We start from the raw sequence: 15,049 nt of genomic DNA, 5'->3' as shown, positions 1-15,049 counted from the left end.
TTACAAAATCGTTGAAAATGTTTGTCTGTTTGCTCATTTCACTCAACAAAAATCAAAAATTAAAATCAATAAAAACAATCACATATGATTTTTTTGAAAAAAAGTTCAAAAAAACGCTAAAGATTCTAATGCTTTTGTCGATATCCATGGCTGAGGGGTGTTTTACGTTTAGATCGGTGAGGCCGGTTTGAACATTGAGGTTGATTGCTTATTGATTGAGGGATCGATAAGCAAGATTTGAGGCAACTCGCAAGAGTTGAATATCAGGCGAATGTCACAGGGTATGAGGGTATCCGGTGGCATTTTCAGGAGGTAATAATATGTCTTTATACGTCAACACTAACGTCTCGGCGTTGAACGCGCAGCGTCAGTTGTTTGGTTCAACCGCTGCGTTATCTACGTCATTTGAACGTTTGTCATCCGGTTTTCGGATTAACCGCGCCGCCGACGATGCAGCTGGTTTGCAAATATCTGACCGTTTAACATCGCAAATCCAGGGCCTGGATCAGGCTGTACGTAATGCCAACGATGGTATCTCAGTGGTGCAAACGGCAGAAGGTGCATTGGGCGAGGTGACTACCGCACTGCAACGTATTCGTCAGCTGGCGGTGCAGGCGCAAAACGGCATTAACGCATCATCTGACCGTACTTCGCTGCAAAAAGAAGTCTCGGCACTGAAAACTGAAATCAGCCGTATCGGTCAAACGACCCAGTTTGGTGGTGTGGATCTGTTAAAAGGTGATTTTTCTGCCACATTCCTGGTTGGTGCCAACGGTGGACAGACGATTTCTGTCAGTCTGAAACAAACCGGTGGTTATGGTGCGTCGGGCCTGTCTTTGGGTGATGTGACAGTAGCAACCGTTACCGGTGCATCTGGCGCTCTGTCCAGTATTGATAAAGCAATCTCGACTATCGGTGCTGCTCGGGCGGACCTCGGTGCGTTGCAAAACCGATTCCAGTCTACCATCCGTAACTTAAGCAGTATTTCTGAAAACGTCGCCGCGGCACGTTCGCGTATCCGGGATACGGATTTTGCGGCAGAAACGGCTGAGTTGACTCGTAACCAGATTATTCAACAAGCGAGTATTTCGGTACTGAGTCAGGCAAATCAGCGCCCGCAAGCTGCGCTGACCTTGCTGGGATAATCGGGCTGAGGATCCGGCTTTGCCGGATCAGGCTCCAACGCGGAGGTGAAAGATGGACGTTAATTTTTCACGTGTGGAACAACCGTTGACCGCTGGTCGGGCGCCCGAGCGGGCGGGCTTTGCTGACAAGGAAACGAACGAGGTTGTTACCCAAAATGAGAATAATAAAGAAAAACCGCAAAATGCCGATAAACCTCAGGAGAGAAACATCACCGAGGCTGTTGCTGAGATCAACGATTTCGTTGTTTCCCAGGGGCGTCAGTTGAATTTTTCAATTGACGAAAGTAGCAATCGTGCCGTAGTAAAAGTGACGGATACGGAAACTGGGGAGTTGATTCGTCAGGTTCCTTCTGATGAAGTACTCAAAATGGCGCGACGGATCCACGATATGCAATCCGATATTGGTGCATCAGTGGGGGTGTTGTTTAGTAAAGAAGTTTAACGGTTAATCGAGGTTCACCATGGGTATTCAATCACTCGGTGTAGGTTCAGGTCTGGCATTAGATGATCTGGTCTCACAGTTGTTGGAAGCGGAGCGAAAACCCAAACAGGATCGTTTGGATAAACGCGAAGAACAGATAGACGCAACGCTGTCTGGTCTTGGTAAGCTCAAATCAAAGTTGAGCGAATTCAAGGATTCGGTGGATGAACTTCGTGACGAATATAAGCTCAAGAAACGCTCTACCATCCTGGATCACCCCAGTGATTCGGTAGAGCCTTTTTCCGCAGAATCTGCCAATAGTGCTACGCCCGGCACATATAAAGTTGCAATTACCGGCCTGGCCAGTGGTAGTCGGGTAGAAACCGCTGATGCCGTCGATGGCGGATTTAGCAGCAAATCAGATAAAGTCCTGACCTCCGGCAGTGGCTCGCTGACGTTTAAAATTGGCGCAACCGGCGATAGCTTCCAAGTCAACGTAACTACCAATATGACCTTGGAACAACTGCGAAATGCCGTCAACAATGCCAGCGGAAATTTTGGTGTGAACGCCAGTATTATTGATACCGGTACAGCCGACGGCGGAGCCAAATTGGTGTTCAGCTCTACCGTGACAGGTACAGGTAATGACCTGCAGATCGTCAATGACAACGATTTGGCCGAATTACAGCGGGTCAGTACCGTTGATAGCACGGAGACTACCAATTACCTGACCCCGGTGAAAAGCGCACAAAATGCTACGGCGGAGATCGATGGTATCAAAGTTGAGTCCTCTACCAATGAGTTCGAAAACACCATCGGTAACGTCACATTCGAAGCCAAGGAACTATCAAGCAAAGACGCATTGGGTGATTTTCAGACCTCTACGTTAGAAGTAGGCTTTGATAAAGAAGCGATTGAGAAAAAAATCCGTGATTTTATGGATAATTACAATGCGCTGACTAAAGAAATTGGCACCCTGACCCGATACGGTGAATCCGAGCTTGAGAAAGACGGTGAGCTGGCCGGTGATTTTATGGTGCGCAGTATTCAGGCTGGCATGAGTAAAATTCTCTCGTCTGCGGTCGACAGTTCTGCACTGGGGTCACTTTATCAGTTGGGTCTGAGCCTGAATGAGGACGGCGAGCTGGAAATAACCGAGACTGCCGAATTCGGATTGGACTCTGGGGTAGATCGCCTGAATGATGCGCTGGACGATAATTTCGATGAGATCGCCAAGCTATTTGCCGATCCGGATCAGGGCATTGCCGACCAGTTGTATTCTTACGTCAAGGAATACACCTCGTTTGGCGGTTTGCTGCCCGGTCGTGAACAGTCGGTAAAACAGGAAAAAGACTCACTGGCAGATCAGCGCGAGCGTCTTGAGTTACAGATGCTAAGCTATGAAGACTATCTGCGTAAACGCTATATCAATCTGGATAAAACCGTTGCTCAGCTCAATCAAACGGGTAATGCCCTGATGGCATCGTTGTCAGCACTGTAGTGATTAATTGAGGTATAAAACATGGCTTTGAAAGGCATCAACGCTTACAAAAAGGGTAATTTAAAACAGGAAATCGCGACGGCGGACCCGCACAAGATCACCTTGTTGTTGATGCAGGGCGCCCTTGAGCGTATGGCCTATGCTAAAGGCTGCATTGAGCGTAAGGACTTTGCCGGCAAAGCACAGAATCTGGCACGCGCCACCGCGATTATTGTTAGCCTGCGTGACTCGCTGGATATGGAAGTCGGTGGTCAATTGTCCGAGAATCTGGCCGCTCTGTACAACTTTATGATTGAGCGCTTAACCGATGCCAGTGTGCAGAATAGCTTGTTGATCATGGATGAAGTGATTAATCTGATGCTTCCGATTAAGAACGCGTGGGCGGACATTCCTGAAGATGCCAAACAGGAAGCGTACGAAGCCCAGCGTCAGAAGCGCCAGGCTGCGGTGTGAACCAAACCAATATAACGCCAGAACATATTAAGCAACTTTGCCAGCAGATTGACGAACTGCTGGCCTCTCCCGATTTCGATACTGAGCAGCTCAATCTTTTGCTAGCCGAACGCGATAGTGCGATTAACCTTCAACTTGCACAATTGCAAGGCGATGCGCTGCGTGTGTTTAGTCAGCAACAGCTGGACTATAACCAACATATCTTAGCTGTGGTCAAAGGTGAATTTGGCCAGATTGAGTCCCAGCTCGGTAACTTTATGAAAGCCCGCAAAGCGATAAAAAAATATAAAAAATCCTAGATTTTTCATGTATTTCTGAACGCTTCCAACTATTATTGGAACATTATTTGCAGTCTCTGCGCAGGCTGTCAGATTGCCGTCACTAAAGGACGTTCAGTGCATGTTTGATAATAAAACTATTCTAATCACCGGTGGTACCGGCTCCTTCGGTCATCGCTTTATCGCTAATTTGTTGAAGCAATATAAACCGAAAAAGGTCATTGTTTACTCTCGTGATGAGCTTAAGCAATTCGACATGCAAAAGCTGTTTCATCATCCCTGTATGCGTTACTTTATTGGTGATGTGCGTGATAAGCACCGCTTGAAAACCGCGATGCGTGGTGTCGATTTAGTCATTCACGCAGCTGCGCTGAAGCAGGTGCCTGCAGCTGAATACAACCCCATGGAATGTATTAAGACGAATATCATGGGCGCGCAAAATGTTATCGAAGCTTGTATCGAAGAAGGCGTGGACAAAGTCATTGCCCTGTCTACTGATAAGGCGGCCAACCCGGTTAACCTTTACGGTGCGACTAAATTGGCCTCAGACAAAATCTTTGTGGCGGCGAATAATATTTCCGGTGCCGACGGTACCCGCTTTGCAGTAGTGCGCTACGGCAATGTGGTGGGATCGAGGGGCTCGGTCGTACCATTTTTTCGTGAATTGTTGGCACAGGGCAAGAGCCGCTTGCCGGTTACCCATGAGGGCATGACCCGCTTTTGGATCACCCTGGATCAGGGCGTGGAGTTCGTTTTGAAAAACTTCCAGCGTATGCAGGGCGGCGAGATTTTCGTGCCAAAAATTCCTTCTATCCGAATAACCGATCTGGTCGAGGCCATGAGTGGCACGCGCGATTATGATGTGGTGGGCATTCGCCCGGGTGAGAAAATTCACGAGATTATGGTGCCAGAAGAAACCGCGCATCATTCTTTTGAATTTGAAGACCATTTTGTTATTGCACCTGCCATCGTATTTTTTGAAAAGAACATGCGCTACGACAAAAACAAGATGGGCGAAGAGGGTAAGCAAGTCGCCGAAGGGTTTGAATACCACTCCGGCACTAACCCGCACTTTTTAACGGTGGATGAACTCAAGGAACTGGATGCCCAGGAACTATGATCCCATACGGAAAACACAGCGTTGATCAGGCCGATATAGATGCGGTGGTCGATGTCTTAAAAAACCAATTTTTAACGCAGGGGCAACAAGTCCCTGCTTTCGAATCCGCGCTGGCCAATTATTGTGGTGCGGGTTTCGCCACGGCGGTTAACAGTGGTACGTCGGCGCTACATATTGCCTGTATGGCGCTGGGATTAGGCCAGGGTGACTGGCTATGGACCTCGCCGATTTCTTTTGTGGCATCGTCAAATTGTGCCTTGTATTGCGGTGCCCAGGTGGATTTTGTTGATATCGACCCTGTCACCCGCAATATCTGTGTCGAGCAACTAGCCAGTAAATTAGCCACCGCAGAGCGACGTCCAAAAGTATTGGTGGCGGTGCATTTTGCCGGTAGCAGTTGTGATATGCAGGCCATCAAAACCCTGTGCGAGCGCTACGACGTGGCTGTGATTGAAGATGCCAGCCATGGTCTGGGCGGTGATTACCAGCAAGGTAAAATTGGCTGCAGTCAGTTCAGTGATATGACGGTGTTGAGTTTCCACCCGGTTAAGTCGATCACCAGCGCCGAAGGGGGCGCGGTACTGACTAATGACGCGCAGTTGTACATGCGCTGTCAACTGGCCAGCAAACATGGCATTACCCGCGATCAGCAGTTGATGCACGGAGAGTCTGAGGGCGATTGGTATTATCAGCAGATTGTGCTGGGTTATAACTATCGTCTCAGTGATTTGCATGCGGCGCTGGGTATTTCCCAGCTAAGCAAACTGGATAATTTTATTCAGCGTCGTCGTCAGCTGGCCGCCCGTTATCATCAAAAGCTGAATCATCTGCCATTGACCTTGCCACAACCTGATGAGCAAAGCGCCTGGCATATTTATGTGATTGAAGTGGAGGCGGATAAGCGCAAAGCCGCGTTCGATGCCCTTCGTCAGGCAGGGATTGGTGTGAACGTGCACTATATCCCCATCCATCTGCAGCCTTTTTACCGCCAGCTGGGTTTTCAAGCCGGGGACTTTCCTCGTGCGGAGCATTTCTACGCGGGGGCCATAACGTTGCCGCTGTATGCTGATTTAACCGAAGCCGAGCAGGATAAGGTGGTTGAAACCTTGCAGCGGGTGCTGGCATGAATATCGCGATAATTCCGGCACGTGGGGGCAGTAAACGTATCCCGGGCAAGAATATCCGGTTGTTCGCGGGCAAGCCGTTGATCAGTTATTCCATTGAGGCCGCGCAGCAAAGCGGATTGTTCGATAAGATTCTGATCTCCACCGATAGTGAGGCAGTTGCGGAGGTGGCACAGCAATATGGTGCAGAGGTGCCGTTTATGCGCCCTGCAAGCTTGTCGGACGATTTTACCGGCACCCGTCCGGTTACCAATCACGCCATCGAATATGCCCTGCAGACTTATGGCCAGGTGGAGTATGCCTGTTGTATTTACGCCACAGCACCTTTTCTGCAGGCAGAATTCCTGCAACAGGGGCTGGCAGCGCTAGAGGCGGATAGCAGCAAGGCGTTCGCGTTTTCGGTCACCAGTTTTGCCTTTCCGGTACAGCGTGCATTGATGGAAAAGGACGGCGGAGTGGCCCCCATGTATCCTGAATTTATTAATCAGCGCTCGCAGGATCTGGTTGAAGGCTGGCACGATGCTGGTCAGTTTTACTGGGGGAGGGTTAGCGATTATCTGTCCAGCAAGCATATGTTTGCCGCCCATTCGGTTCCGGTTAAATTACCGCGTCACTTAGTTCAGGACATTGATACCGAAGAAGACTGGCTGCGCGCAGAATTAATGTACAAGGCTTATCAGTTAAGTAATCACAATGAATAAAATACTGATTATCAATATGTTAGGTGTAGCAGAGGTGGCCAGTATCGGCATCCCGGCGCTGCGCTATGTCAAACAACAGTTTCCCGATGCAGAAGTGCAGGTTTTAAGTTTCGCCGAGGGCAAACGCCTGTTTGAGTTGGCTGAGCCAAACTGCACAGTATGGGGGCTGGAAAATGGCCAGTGGCCCGACGATTTCTTCCCTGCTCTGGAGGCGTTTCTTGGTCTGGCTGAGCATATCGTCGGAGAGGGTTATAAGCAGATTATTCAGCTGGATACTGCGTTTTTACCCTGCTTTCTCGCACGCTTTTTAAAAGATGCTGGTGAACCGGTTGCCGGCAACTATTTGAGTATGTCGGTACAGGAACTGTTAGATGGCTTCAGCCGCCAGACCCTGACCGCAGAATACGTCAATAATGCCAGTGAATACTTGCTCTCGACCTTTACTGGTATGCCGCGCTGGTTTACCCGTTGGTGGGAAGGCATGCTGGTACCGGACGGCGGCTTTCCTGAGTTTTATCTGCGCGCCTGTTGTGGTTTTGAACCGATTGATATGCAGCAGTCGTTGCAAATTGCGGCCGATGCGCAGCTTAGCCAATGCGGTAAAACTGTGGTGGCACTGAGTACCGAACAACCCGGGCACGTGTTGCATTACCCTTATGGTCAGCAACTGACGCTGTTGTTGCAACAAACCGGCGTTGAAGTGTGGAACGTGGACTGGCAGCGCGATGGTGTGGAAGCGACTTTGGCTAAGCTGAAAGCGAGTAATCTGCTGGTCGCTGCGCCGACTGCCGGGCAATGGTTAGCGAATTTAGTGGGTTGTACCACGTTGGTCATCAGTGGCCAGGTCGATCCCCGTTCATTAATGCCGGATTACGCCACTGATATGAGCGAGTCGCCTATTGAGGCAGCAGAGTTGGCGGAAGATATTCTTACCTTGCTCGCCCAGAGCGAGTAACCAAAGGAGTTGTGTGATGCAGGCCATTAAGCTGGGTAAGCGCTGGATTGGCAAAGAGCACGAGCCCTATATTATTGCCGAATTGAGCGGCAACCATGATCAGGATTTGAATCTGGCCAAACGTATGGTTGAGGCGGCGGCCGCAGCCGGTGCTCACGCCATCAAGCTGCAAACCTATACCGCTGACAGCATGACGCTGGATGTACAGAGTAAAGGCTTTGTGATCGAAGAAACCGACAGCCTGTGGCACGGTGAGTCTCTGCACAAGCTGTATCAAAAGGCCTCTACACCTTACGAATGGCATCAGGAGTTGTTTGCATTGGCAAATACCTTGGGGTTGGATGCGTTTAGTTCGCCATTTGATGAGGCGGCGGTGGATTTTCTCGATGGGCTGAATGTGCCTTGCTTTAAAATCGCCTCGTTTGAACTGACGGATTTACCGCTGATCCGCAAAGCGGCCAGTAAAGGCAAACCGTTGATTATGTCGACCGGTATGGCAAGCCTGAGTGAAATTGAGCAGGCCGTCAGCACCGCTAAGCAAGCCGGATGCGAGCAGATTATTTTGCTTAAGTGCACCAGCACTTATCCTGCTGAGCCGTCGAATACCAATTTACACACCATCCCCCATATGCGCGATGCGTTTGGCTGTATGGTGGGCTTGTCTGATCATACCGCCGGGGTAGGGGCATCGGTGGCGGCAGTGGCGCTGGGCGCCCCGGTGATCGAAAAACACTTTGTATTGGATCGCAGCGCCGGCGGGGTGGATGCGGCATTTTCACTGGAGCCCGCCGAGTTAAAGGCGCTGGTGGTTGAAACTAAACGTGCCTGGCAGGCCATGGGCCAGGTGGTATATGGCGGCAGCGCAGCAGAAGAAAAGGCCAAGCAATATCGCCGCAGTATTTATGTCAGCCGCGATATGCAGGCCGGTGAGGCGTTTGACGCGAGCAATCTGAAAATTGTCCGTCCCGCCTTTGGATTGGCGCCAAAACACTGGGACGTGGTACAGGGAAAACAGGCCAAAACTGCGTTGAAAAAGGGTACGCCGCTCAGTTGGGAGCTGATTGACTAATTATGGCGGTGTTGTTCAGGACTCACGCCAGTGCAGCGACCGGATTGGGCCATCTGATGCGTTGTCTGGCATTAGCGCAAACGCTGGATGCCAATCACTGTGAGGTGGTATTCGCCCTCAAAGCTGAGGCGAAATCGCTGGCGCTGGGCCGTCACGACTGGGTCGGACGGATCATTGTGTTGCCGGATGAGTTAGACGAACAACAGGAACTGGACTACCTGCAACATTTGCCGGAATGGCCACAGCTTAGTGCCGTCGTGTTGGACGGATATGGCTTTTCTGAGCATTACCGTGCGGATTTACAACGCATTGCCCCGCTGGTTGCGATCTTTGATGATGCCAATTTGGATATGGCGTTGCACGCCGATGTGATTATCAACGGCAGTGATGGGGCCGACTCCGGTTATTACCACACCTATGCAAGCCAGGCTCGCCTGTGCCTGGGCCGCGCTTACCGCGTGCTACGCCGGGAATTCGAAGTGTTGCCAGAGATACCCTTTGTCAGGCGTCATACGTTGACCCTGATGCTTGGCGGCAGTGATGTGCTGAATCTTACCTTACCCCTGTTACAAGCGTTAGAAACTCAGGGCGCAGATATGCCGATTCGGGTCATCACCGGCGCCGCTTACGGGCATCTTGCTGCGTTGCAGGACTGGCTGAGCCAGACGCAACTGACCATCCAACATATCCATGATTGTCAGCAGATGGCTGACATGATGATCCATAGTCGTCTGGCTGTAACGGCGGCGGGCGGCACGCAATTTGAACTACTAGCCTGTGCCACCCCTGCAATTTTACTGGTGGTGGCCGATAACCAAAGAGCGGCTACTGCCGCGGCTAGTCAGCAGGGCTGGTGCATTAGTCAGGATGTTGTCGCTGGCGCCAATCCCGCTGAACTCGCCGCCAGGGTGCTGGCGTTATGGCAGGATGACAAACAGTTAGAGGTGATGCATCAACACGCCGCCGCGCTGGCTGACCGTCAGGGTGCGCAGCGCGTAGTACAGTGTCTGTTTGAGCAAATGGAGCAACAGCGATGCAGCTAAGCGGTTATAACGTCGTGTTGCGGGACATCAGCCAGAGTGATCTGGAGCAATTGCGCGACTGGCGTAACGATCCGGACATTGCCCGTCAGATGATTTCTCAAGATGAAATCACCGCCGAGCAGCAGCAAGCCTGGTTTATGAAAATCCAGCGCGACCCTAGTCAACAACACTGGATGATCGAATACAAAGGCGAGCCGATTGGCAGCGCAAATATAAAAGCCTTGTATGCCCGTGATTTGGCAGACGCCAGCAGCATTGAACCCGGGCTGTATATCGGCGAGGCGCGCTTTCGCGGTAATCTGATTGCGTTTGCCCCCACCTTATTGCTGAACGATTATTGTTTTGAGGTGCTGGGCGCTAAGCAACTGCGCGCGGTGGTGAAACGTAGCAATCAGGCCGCGCTGAAATACAACGAAAAACTGGGCTACAAACTACAAAAAGATGCCGAATTGTGTGAGTTAACCCTCACCGCCAGCGATTATCAGCAGGCAACCGGTATGCTGAAAAATTTATTGTCTCGCTAGTTGGCGGACAAGGTGACTTGGAAGAAAGACGATGAGTAATCAACAAACACTGGTCGAGGCGTTTAGTCAGGGACTGGGAATCGACGCCAGTACGGTCAATGATGATCTGGCCTATAACACGATTCCGCAATGGGACTCGACCGCGCATATGATTTTAATCAGCGAGCTGGAAAGCCGCTTTGATGTGATGCTGGATACCGATGACATCATCGATATGAGTTCGGTAGCCAAAGCCAAAGAGATTCTGGCCAAACACGGCGTACCGTTTTAATTTGCGATGTTTTTTAACCAGTTAACCAACTTTGCTCAGCGTGTGGCACTTATCAGTGATGATGAGACGCTGACCTATGCGCAATTGCAGGATAGGGTGAATCATTGGTTAACGGGTTTACCTACCCAGCGCCAACTGGTATTTGTGCAAATGCAAAATAGTGTGGCGGATATTAGTTTCTATCTGGCTCTGTTACAGGGCGGGCATGTGGCCATGCTGTTGGCGCCTGAACTGGACGATGACAAACTCAGTGCCTTACAACAGACCTATCAGCCCAATCTTGTTTATCGCGCCGGGCACGTACAACAGGTAAGTGACCAATACCATGAGTTGGCGCCGGAGTTGATGGTGTTGATGTCTACGTCCGGCTCCACCGGCAGTGCCAAACAGGTGGCACTGAGTGGTCAAAACCTGCATAGCAATGCAGTGGCGATCGCCGGGTCATTGCCGATGCAGGCCGATGATATCGCCCTGACCACCTTAGCACCCCACTATGTGTATGGACTGTCGGTGATTAACAGCCATTTAGCCCATGGCGCGACGCTGCGTTTATTTAACGCCAGTGTGATGAGTCGCGAGTTCTGGCAACTGTTGGAACACGACAACATTACCAGCTTTGCTGGCGTGCCATACACATATAACATGCTGATTAAACTGGGTTTTTTACGGAAAGACTGGCCATCATTGAGCTATTATACCCAGGCGGGAGGCAAGTTAGCCGCAGAGCAAGTAACACAGCTGGCAGAATATGCCGATGAGCATGGTCAGGAATTTATTGTGATGTATGGTCAAACTGAAGCCACCGCACGCATGGCGGTGAACCGCACGCCAATGGCAAAACCGACCAGTATTGGCCGGGCGATTGCCAATGGCGAGTTTCAGTTACGCGACGATGCAGGTCAGCCCATCAACGCCTGTGACCAACAGGGCGAGCTGTATTACCGTGGCCCTAATGTGGCACTTGGCTATGCCAGTTGTATAACGGATTTAGCCCGATTTTCCCCACCAGAATGGCTGGCAACCGGTGATATGGCGCGGCGTGATGAGGATGGCGATTATTACATCGTCGGGCGTAAAAAACGTTTTATTAAACCCTTTGGCCAGCGCATCAATTTACAGGATGTGGAAGACTATTTAGCCAGCGCCGGCATTCAGGCCTGTGCCACTGGTAATGATGAGTATTTGCAGGTCGCGGTGCTATCAGGAGATGCAATCCAGATACAAACCCGCTTGCAACACTTTTTAGGCCTGCATCCACGGCATATTCAGGTGCGTCAGTTTGCCGAACTGCCGCTAAGTAGCAATGGTAAGCCTGATTATCCGGCGATTGCGCGGAGCTTTAATGACTGACCTTCATGCGCAAATAGATGAACTGATTCAAACCGTGTTGCCCTATGGCGAGGCACAGGGGGATAAACGTGCCCGCCTATTGCCGATATTTAACCAGTTACATCAGCATCATCTCCAAGCCTGTGGGGATTACGCGCGTCTGACAGGCGATGTCAGCGCCGCTGATTCTCTGGAAGCGCTGCCCTATGTGGCTGTGCGGCTGTTTAAACACCTGCGCTTGCAAAGCATTGCGGCCGGAGAGGTCTTTAAGACCCTGCAAAGCTCGGGTACCACCGCAACCACCCCAGCGACCGTGGTACTGGATAAGTTCACCGCCGCACGCCAGTCCAAAGCGCTGGTAAAAATTCTGCAGGCCAGCTTAGGCAACGCGCGCCTGCCCATGCTGATTTTGGATAGCAAGGCGGTGCTGAAAGACCGCGCACTATTCAGTGCGCGCGGTGCCGGCATTCAGGGGCTGGCGATGTTCGGTCGCGACCATACCTATGCGCTGGATGAGAATATGCAGCCGGACTGGCCTGCTATCGATGCTTTTGCCGAGAAATATGCAGGGCAAGCGGTACTGATGTTTGGTTTTACCTTTATGGTATGGGCCCATGTGATTGAGGCGCTGAAACAAGCAAATCGACGCTTACCTTTCGAGAATGCAATTTTGCTGCATAGCGGTGGATGGAAAAAACTGATCGACCAGCAGGTAAGCGACGCGGTGTTTCAGGCTGGGGCAACCGAGTGGTTGGGCACCACTCAGGTCACCAATTTCTACGGCATGGCAGAGCAGGTTGGCTCTGTGTTTGTGCAGTGTTCCCATAGGCACTTACACACCCCGATGTGCGCGGAAATCATAGTGCGCAATCCCTTCACACTGGCTCCCTGTGCGGTGGGCGAAACCGGCTTGCTACAGGTGCTGTCGGTGATCCCGACCAGTTACCCGGGCTTTAGCCTGCTTACCGAAGATATGGGCACCTTATTGGGCGAAGACGATTGTCCGTGTGGCTGGCATGGGCGCTATTTCAGTGTGCAGGGTCGATTGCCCAAAACCGAGGTGCGGGGTTGCAGTGATGCAAGTTGAGTTTCTATCACCTTATCAGGGGCAATTAAGCGCGTTGCCGCATCAGGCGCCTCTGGCGTGTGGGAACGCTGTGGCGCTGGCATTTTGTGCTGAATTGAGTCAGCACCTGATGCGTGATGCGCAATATCGTCAGTACCCTGAGTTAGTCGCGCTGGGCTTTTGGTTACGGGACGCCAGTATCAAGCAATGGTTTGAGATGCCGGGCGGGCTCTGTAAGCCATTAGGTACCGTACTGCATATTACGCCGAATAATGTCGACAGTATGTTTGTGTATAGCTGGATCTGCGCGCTGTTGATGGGCAATCACAATATTGTGCGGGTTTCCAACAGCGATAATCCGGTTAAGCAACAGTTAATTGCCGCGATCAATGGTTTGCTGGTGCAGCCACAATTCGCAGAGCTGGCCTCGCGTAATGTGTTTGTCAGCTATGCCCGCGAGTCTGATGTCAGCGCCAGGCTGAGCTTGCTGGCCGATGCACGTGTGTTATGGGGCGGTGATGCCTCGGTGATGGCTATCCGCGCGCTGCCTGCCAAAGCGCGCTGCCGGGATATTAGTTTCGCCGATCGCTGGTCCGCCGCGCTGATCGACGCCAATGGGTTACAGGCTTCACAACTGGATCAGTTGGCACAGGCGCTATGGCGTGACAGTCAACCTCACGGCCAGATGGCCTGCTCATCACCCCGCGTGTTGTTTTGGCTCGGCGATGAGCAGCATCAGCCTGCCCTGTGGGACAAACTAGCCGCCCTTGCGGCGCAGCAGGATGACGGCCTGACCCGCGCCAATAATCAACTGGTCAATCAGCAATTGCTGGCCGCCACGGGCAAAGGGCAGGCGCTGTATCGTGGCCGAATCGCGGTATCGAGCATCCTGGCGGTCGACGAACAGGCGTTGGACTGGTTTTGTGGCGACGGGGTGTTTTACCTGTTACCGCTGACGCAGTTGCAGGATATTACCCGGCATCTTGATGAGAAAATTCAGACGCTAAGTTATATGGGCTGTGAGCGTGATAGGCTGCTGGATCTGTTGCGTGACCCGGCAGTACGCGGTGTGGACCGGCTGGTGCCCATCGGGCAAGCGCTGGATTTCGCGCCGCTGTGGGATGGTTACGATTTACTCAGTCAGTTATGCCGACAGGTGCGCTATGTCTAAGCCTCTGGCAGTGATTTTTGGTGCCGGCGAAGCCGGAAAAGCCGCGCTCAAGCACACCAATAATGAGTACCAGGTAATTGGCTTTGCCGATAATGCCAAAGACAAGCAGGGCAGTATGTTGTGCAATTTACCCGTGCTGGCACCACAAGATATTGCTGGCAGTGAGGCCACGGTGGTACTTATCGCCAGTGAATATGCCGAGTCTATTGCCAGTCAGTGTCAGGCTTTAGCACTGCCGCAGCACATTATCAGTTTACCAGCCCGTTATATTAAACCCCGACATTTTGGCGATGATGCGCTTTTTGCGGCCAATGGTATTCGCTTGCTTGGCTGGGTGAGTGGTTTTCTGCAGGCACACCAGTTACGTCACTATGTGGATGCCGGCACCCTGTTAGGCCTGTATCGTGATGGCGTACTGATCCCCTGGGATGATGATCTGGATATTGCGCTGCATGGCGATGATGTGGCGGCATTACTGGCACTGCAAACCATTTTTCTTGATTACCTGCAGGCTAATACCGGCGAGCAGTGGCAACTCACCGGATATCAAAATAATACCGCGCAGGGTGCAGTGCCGGCGGCTGCCGTGCGGGCGCTGAAACTCGCGTGTGTTTCTGCACCCGACAAGTGGCCATTACTGGATCTGTTTGTGAAATACATTAACGGCGAGGTGATGGATTATTGTCTTTCATCCCGCATGATCCGCATGCCGTCGCGGCATTTCAGCCAGCCACAGTTAGTCGAATATCAAGGTCACACACTGATGTTCCCACATGACGTGGAGGGTTATCTGAGCGGCCATTACGGCGATTGGCAAACCCCTAAACAAGACTGGGCACTGGCGGATTTGGCCAATGCAACATTGTTGGGGTAACGCG

The 15,049-nt window shown here is 51.6% G+C and carries 17 protein-coding genes; all 17 read left to right on the top strand.

The features are described from left to right. Positions 1-320: 320 nt before the first annotated feature. Positions 321-1,145, top strand: coding sequence for a flagellin (locus tag TK45_RS04225; protein WP_131257376.1), 825 nt, complete (start codon positions 321-323; stop codon positions 1,143-1,145). Between the two features lie 52 nt (positions 1,146-1,197). Then, complete coding sequence (locus TK45_RS04220; RefSeq protein ID WP_131257375.1) at positions 1,198-1,587, top strand: flagellar protein FlaG; 390 nt, start codon at positions 1,198-1,200, stop codon at positions 1,585-1,587. Between the two features lie 19 nt (positions 1,588-1,606). Next, positions 1,607-3,067 carry a flagellar filament capping protein FliD gene (gene fliD, locus TK45_RS04215; RefSeq protein WP_131257374.1) on the top strand — a complete coding sequence of 487 codons (1,461 nt, stop codon included), beginning with the start codon at positions 1,607-1,609 and terminating at the stop codon, positions 3,065-3,067. A gap of 21 nt (positions 3,068-3,088) precedes the next feature. Further along, entirely contained in the window at positions 3,089-3,520 is a 432-nt protein-coding gene (gene fliS, locus TK45_RS04210) for a flagellar export chaperone FliS (RefSeq protein ID WP_131257373.1), read from the top strand. Beyond that, positions 3,517-3,819 carry a hypothetical protein gene (locus tag TK45_RS04205; protein ID WP_131257372.1) on the top strand — a complete coding sequence of 101 codons (303 nt, stop codon included), beginning with the start codon at positions 3,517-3,519 and terminating at the stop codon, positions 3,817-3,819. Before fliS ends, TK45_RS04205 begins: the two co-directional genes overlap by 4 nt. Before the next feature lie 100 nt (positions 3,820-3,919). Continuing rightward, entirely contained in the window at positions 3,920-4,918 is a 999-nt protein-coding gene (gene pseB, locus TK45_RS04200) for a UDP-N-acetylglucosamine 4,6-dehydratase (inverting) (protein WP_131257371.1), read from the top strand. Beyond that, positions 4,915-6,045 carry a UDP-4-amino-4,6-dideoxy-N-acetyl-beta-L-altrosamine transaminase gene (gene pseC, locus TK45_RS04195; RefSeq protein ID WP_131257370.1) on the top strand — a complete coding sequence of 377 codons (1,131 nt, stop codon included), beginning with the start codon at positions 4,915-4,917 and terminating at the stop codon, positions 6,043-6,045. Before pseB ends, pseC begins: the two co-directional genes overlap by 4 nt. Then, a complete protein-coding gene (pseF, locus tag TK45_RS04190; RefSeq protein ID WP_131257369.1) occupies positions 6,042-6,743 on the top strand; it encodes a pseudaminic acid cytidylyltransferase in 702 nt (233 codons plus the stop codon). Before pseC ends, pseF begins: the two co-directional genes overlap by 4 nt. Beyond that, on the top strand, positions 6,736-7,698 hold the full coding sequence (locus tag TK45_RS04185; RefSeq protein ID WP_131257368.1) for a hypothetical protein: 963 nt from the start codon (positions 6,736-6,738) through the stop codon (positions 7,696-7,698). The genes pseF and TK45_RS04185 overlap by 8 nt, the downstream gene beginning before the upstream one ends. A gap of 16 nt (positions 7,699-7,714) precedes the next feature. Beyond that, positions 7,715-8,767, top strand: coding sequence for a pseudaminic acid synthase (gene pseI, locus TK45_RS04180; protein WP_131257367.1), 1,053 nt, complete (start codon positions 7,715-7,717; stop codon positions 8,765-8,767). Positions 8,768-8,769: 2 nt separating this feature from the next. Further along, on the top strand, positions 8,770-9,810 hold the full coding sequence (gene pseG, locus TK45_RS04175) for a UDP-2,4-diacetamido-2,4,6-trideoxy-beta-L-altropyranose hydrolase (RefSeq protein ID WP_131257366.1): 1,041 nt from the start codon (positions 8,770-8,772) through the stop codon (positions 9,808-9,810). Then, positions 9,801-10,334, top strand: a complete 534-nt coding sequence (locus TK45_RS04170; RefSeq protein WP_131257365.1) for a GNAT family N-acetyltransferase — start codon at positions 9,801-9,803, stop codon at positions 10,332-10,334. Before pseG ends, TK45_RS04170 begins: the two co-directional genes overlap by 10 nt. Before the next feature lie 31 nt (positions 10,335-10,365). Further along, positions 10,366-10,605 (top strand): acyl carrier protein, encoded by a 240-nt coding sequence (locus TK45_RS04165; RefSeq protein ID WP_165490689.1) that lies wholly within the window; start codon positions 10,366-10,368, stop codon positions 10,603-10,605. A gap of 6 nt (positions 10,606-10,611) precedes the next feature. Further along, positions 10,612-11,955, top strand: coding sequence for an AMP-binding protein (locus tag TK45_RS04160; protein ID WP_131257364.1), 1,344 nt, complete (start codon positions 10,612-10,614; stop codon positions 11,953-11,955). Then, a complete protein-coding gene (locus TK45_RS04155) occupies positions 11,948-13,021 on the top strand; it encodes an acyl-protein synthetase (RefSeq protein WP_131257363.1) in 1,074 nt (357 codons plus the stop codon). Before TK45_RS04160 ends, TK45_RS04155 begins: the two co-directional genes overlap by 8 nt. After that, positions 13,011-14,171, top strand: a complete 1,161-nt coding sequence (locus TK45_RS04150; protein WP_165490688.1) for an acyl-CoA reductase — start codon at positions 13,011-13,013, stop codon at positions 14,169-14,171. Before TK45_RS04155 ends, TK45_RS04150 begins: the two co-directional genes overlap by 11 nt. Next, a complete protein-coding gene (locus TK45_RS04145) occupies positions 14,164-15,045 on the top strand; it encodes a LicD family protein (protein ID WP_165490687.1) in 882 nt (293 codons plus the stop codon). Before TK45_RS04150 ends, TK45_RS04145 begins: the two co-directional genes overlap by 8 nt. The last annotated feature ends 4 nt before the right edge of the window (positions 15,046-15,049 follow it).

The organism is Bowmanella sp. JS7-9 (assembly GCF_004329715.1).
GTDB lineage: Bacteria > Pseudomonadota > Gammaproteobacteria > Enterobacterales > Alteromonadaceae > Pseudobowmanella > Pseudobowmanella zhangzhouensis.
The sequence above is the reverse complement of the archived record's forward strand: the minus strand, read 5'-3'. Positions and strand labels throughout refer to the sequence as shown.

What these genes read in the sequence shown, in the direction of transcription:
- pseI (WP_131257367.1), top strand. Translation starts at nt 7,715, where the DNA reads ATGCAGGCCATTAAGCTGGGTAAGCGCTGGATTGGCAAAGAGCACGAG.
- pseC (WP_131257370.1), top strand. Translation starts at nt 4,915, where the DNA reads ATGATCCCATACGGAAAACACAGCGTTGATCAGGCCGATATAGATGCG.
- pseF (WP_131257369.1), top strand. Translation starts at nt 6,042, where the DNA reads ATGAATATCGCGATAATTCCGGCACGTGGGGGCAGTAAACGTATCCCG.
- pseG (WP_131257366.1), top strand. Translation starts at nt 8,770, where the DNA reads ATGGCGGTGTTGTTCAGGACTCACGCCAGTGCAGCGACCGGATTGGGC.
- TK45_RS04145 (WP_165490687.1), top strand. Translation starts at nt 14,164, where the DNA reads ATGTCTAAGCCTCTGGCAGTGATTTTTGGTGCCGGCGAAGCCGGAAAA.
- TK45_RS04160 (WP_131257364.1), top strand. Translation starts at nt 10,612, where the DNA reads ATGTTTTTTAACCAGTTAACCAACTTTGCTCAGCGTGTGGCACTTATC.
- TK45_RS04225 (WP_131257376.1), top strand. Translation starts at nt 321, where the DNA reads ATGTCTTTATACGTCAACACTAACGTCTCGGCGTTGAACGCGCAGCGT.
- TK45_RS04185 (WP_131257368.1), top strand. Translation starts at nt 6,736, where the DNA reads ATGAATAAAATACTGATTATCAATATGTTAGGTGTAGCAGAGGTGGCC.
- TK45_RS04165 (WP_165490689.1), top strand. Translation starts at nt 10,366, where the DNA reads ATGAGTAATCAACAAACACTGGTCGAGGCGTTTAGTCAGGGACTGGGA.
- TK45_RS04220 (WP_131257375.1), top strand. Translation starts at nt 1,198, where the DNA reads ATGGACGTTAATTTTTCACGTGTGGAACAACCGTTGACCGCTGGTCGG.
- TK45_RS04170 (WP_131257365.1), top strand. Translation starts at nt 9,801, where the DNA reads ATGCAGCTAAGCGGTTATAACGTCGTGTTGCGGGACATCAGCCAGAGT.
- fliD (WP_131257374.1), top strand. Translation starts at nt 1,607, where the DNA reads ATGGGTATTCAATCACTCGGTGTAGGTTCAGGTCTGGCATTAGATGAT.
- TK45_RS04150 (WP_165490688.1), top strand. Translation starts at nt 13,011, where the DNA reads ATGCAAGTTGAGTTTCTATCACCTTATCAGGGGCAATTAAGCGCGTTG.
- TK45_RS04155 (WP_131257363.1), top strand. Translation starts at nt 11,948, where the DNA reads ATGACTGACCTTCATGCGCAAATAGATGAACTGATTCAAACCGTGTTG.
- pseB (WP_131257371.1), top strand. Translation starts at nt 3,920, where the DNA reads ATGTTTGATAATAAAACTATTCTAATCACCGGTGGTACCGGCTCCTTC.
- fliS (WP_131257373.1), top strand. Translation starts at nt 3,089, where the DNA reads ATGGCTTTGAAAGGCATCAACGCTTACAAAAAGGGTAATTTAAAACAG.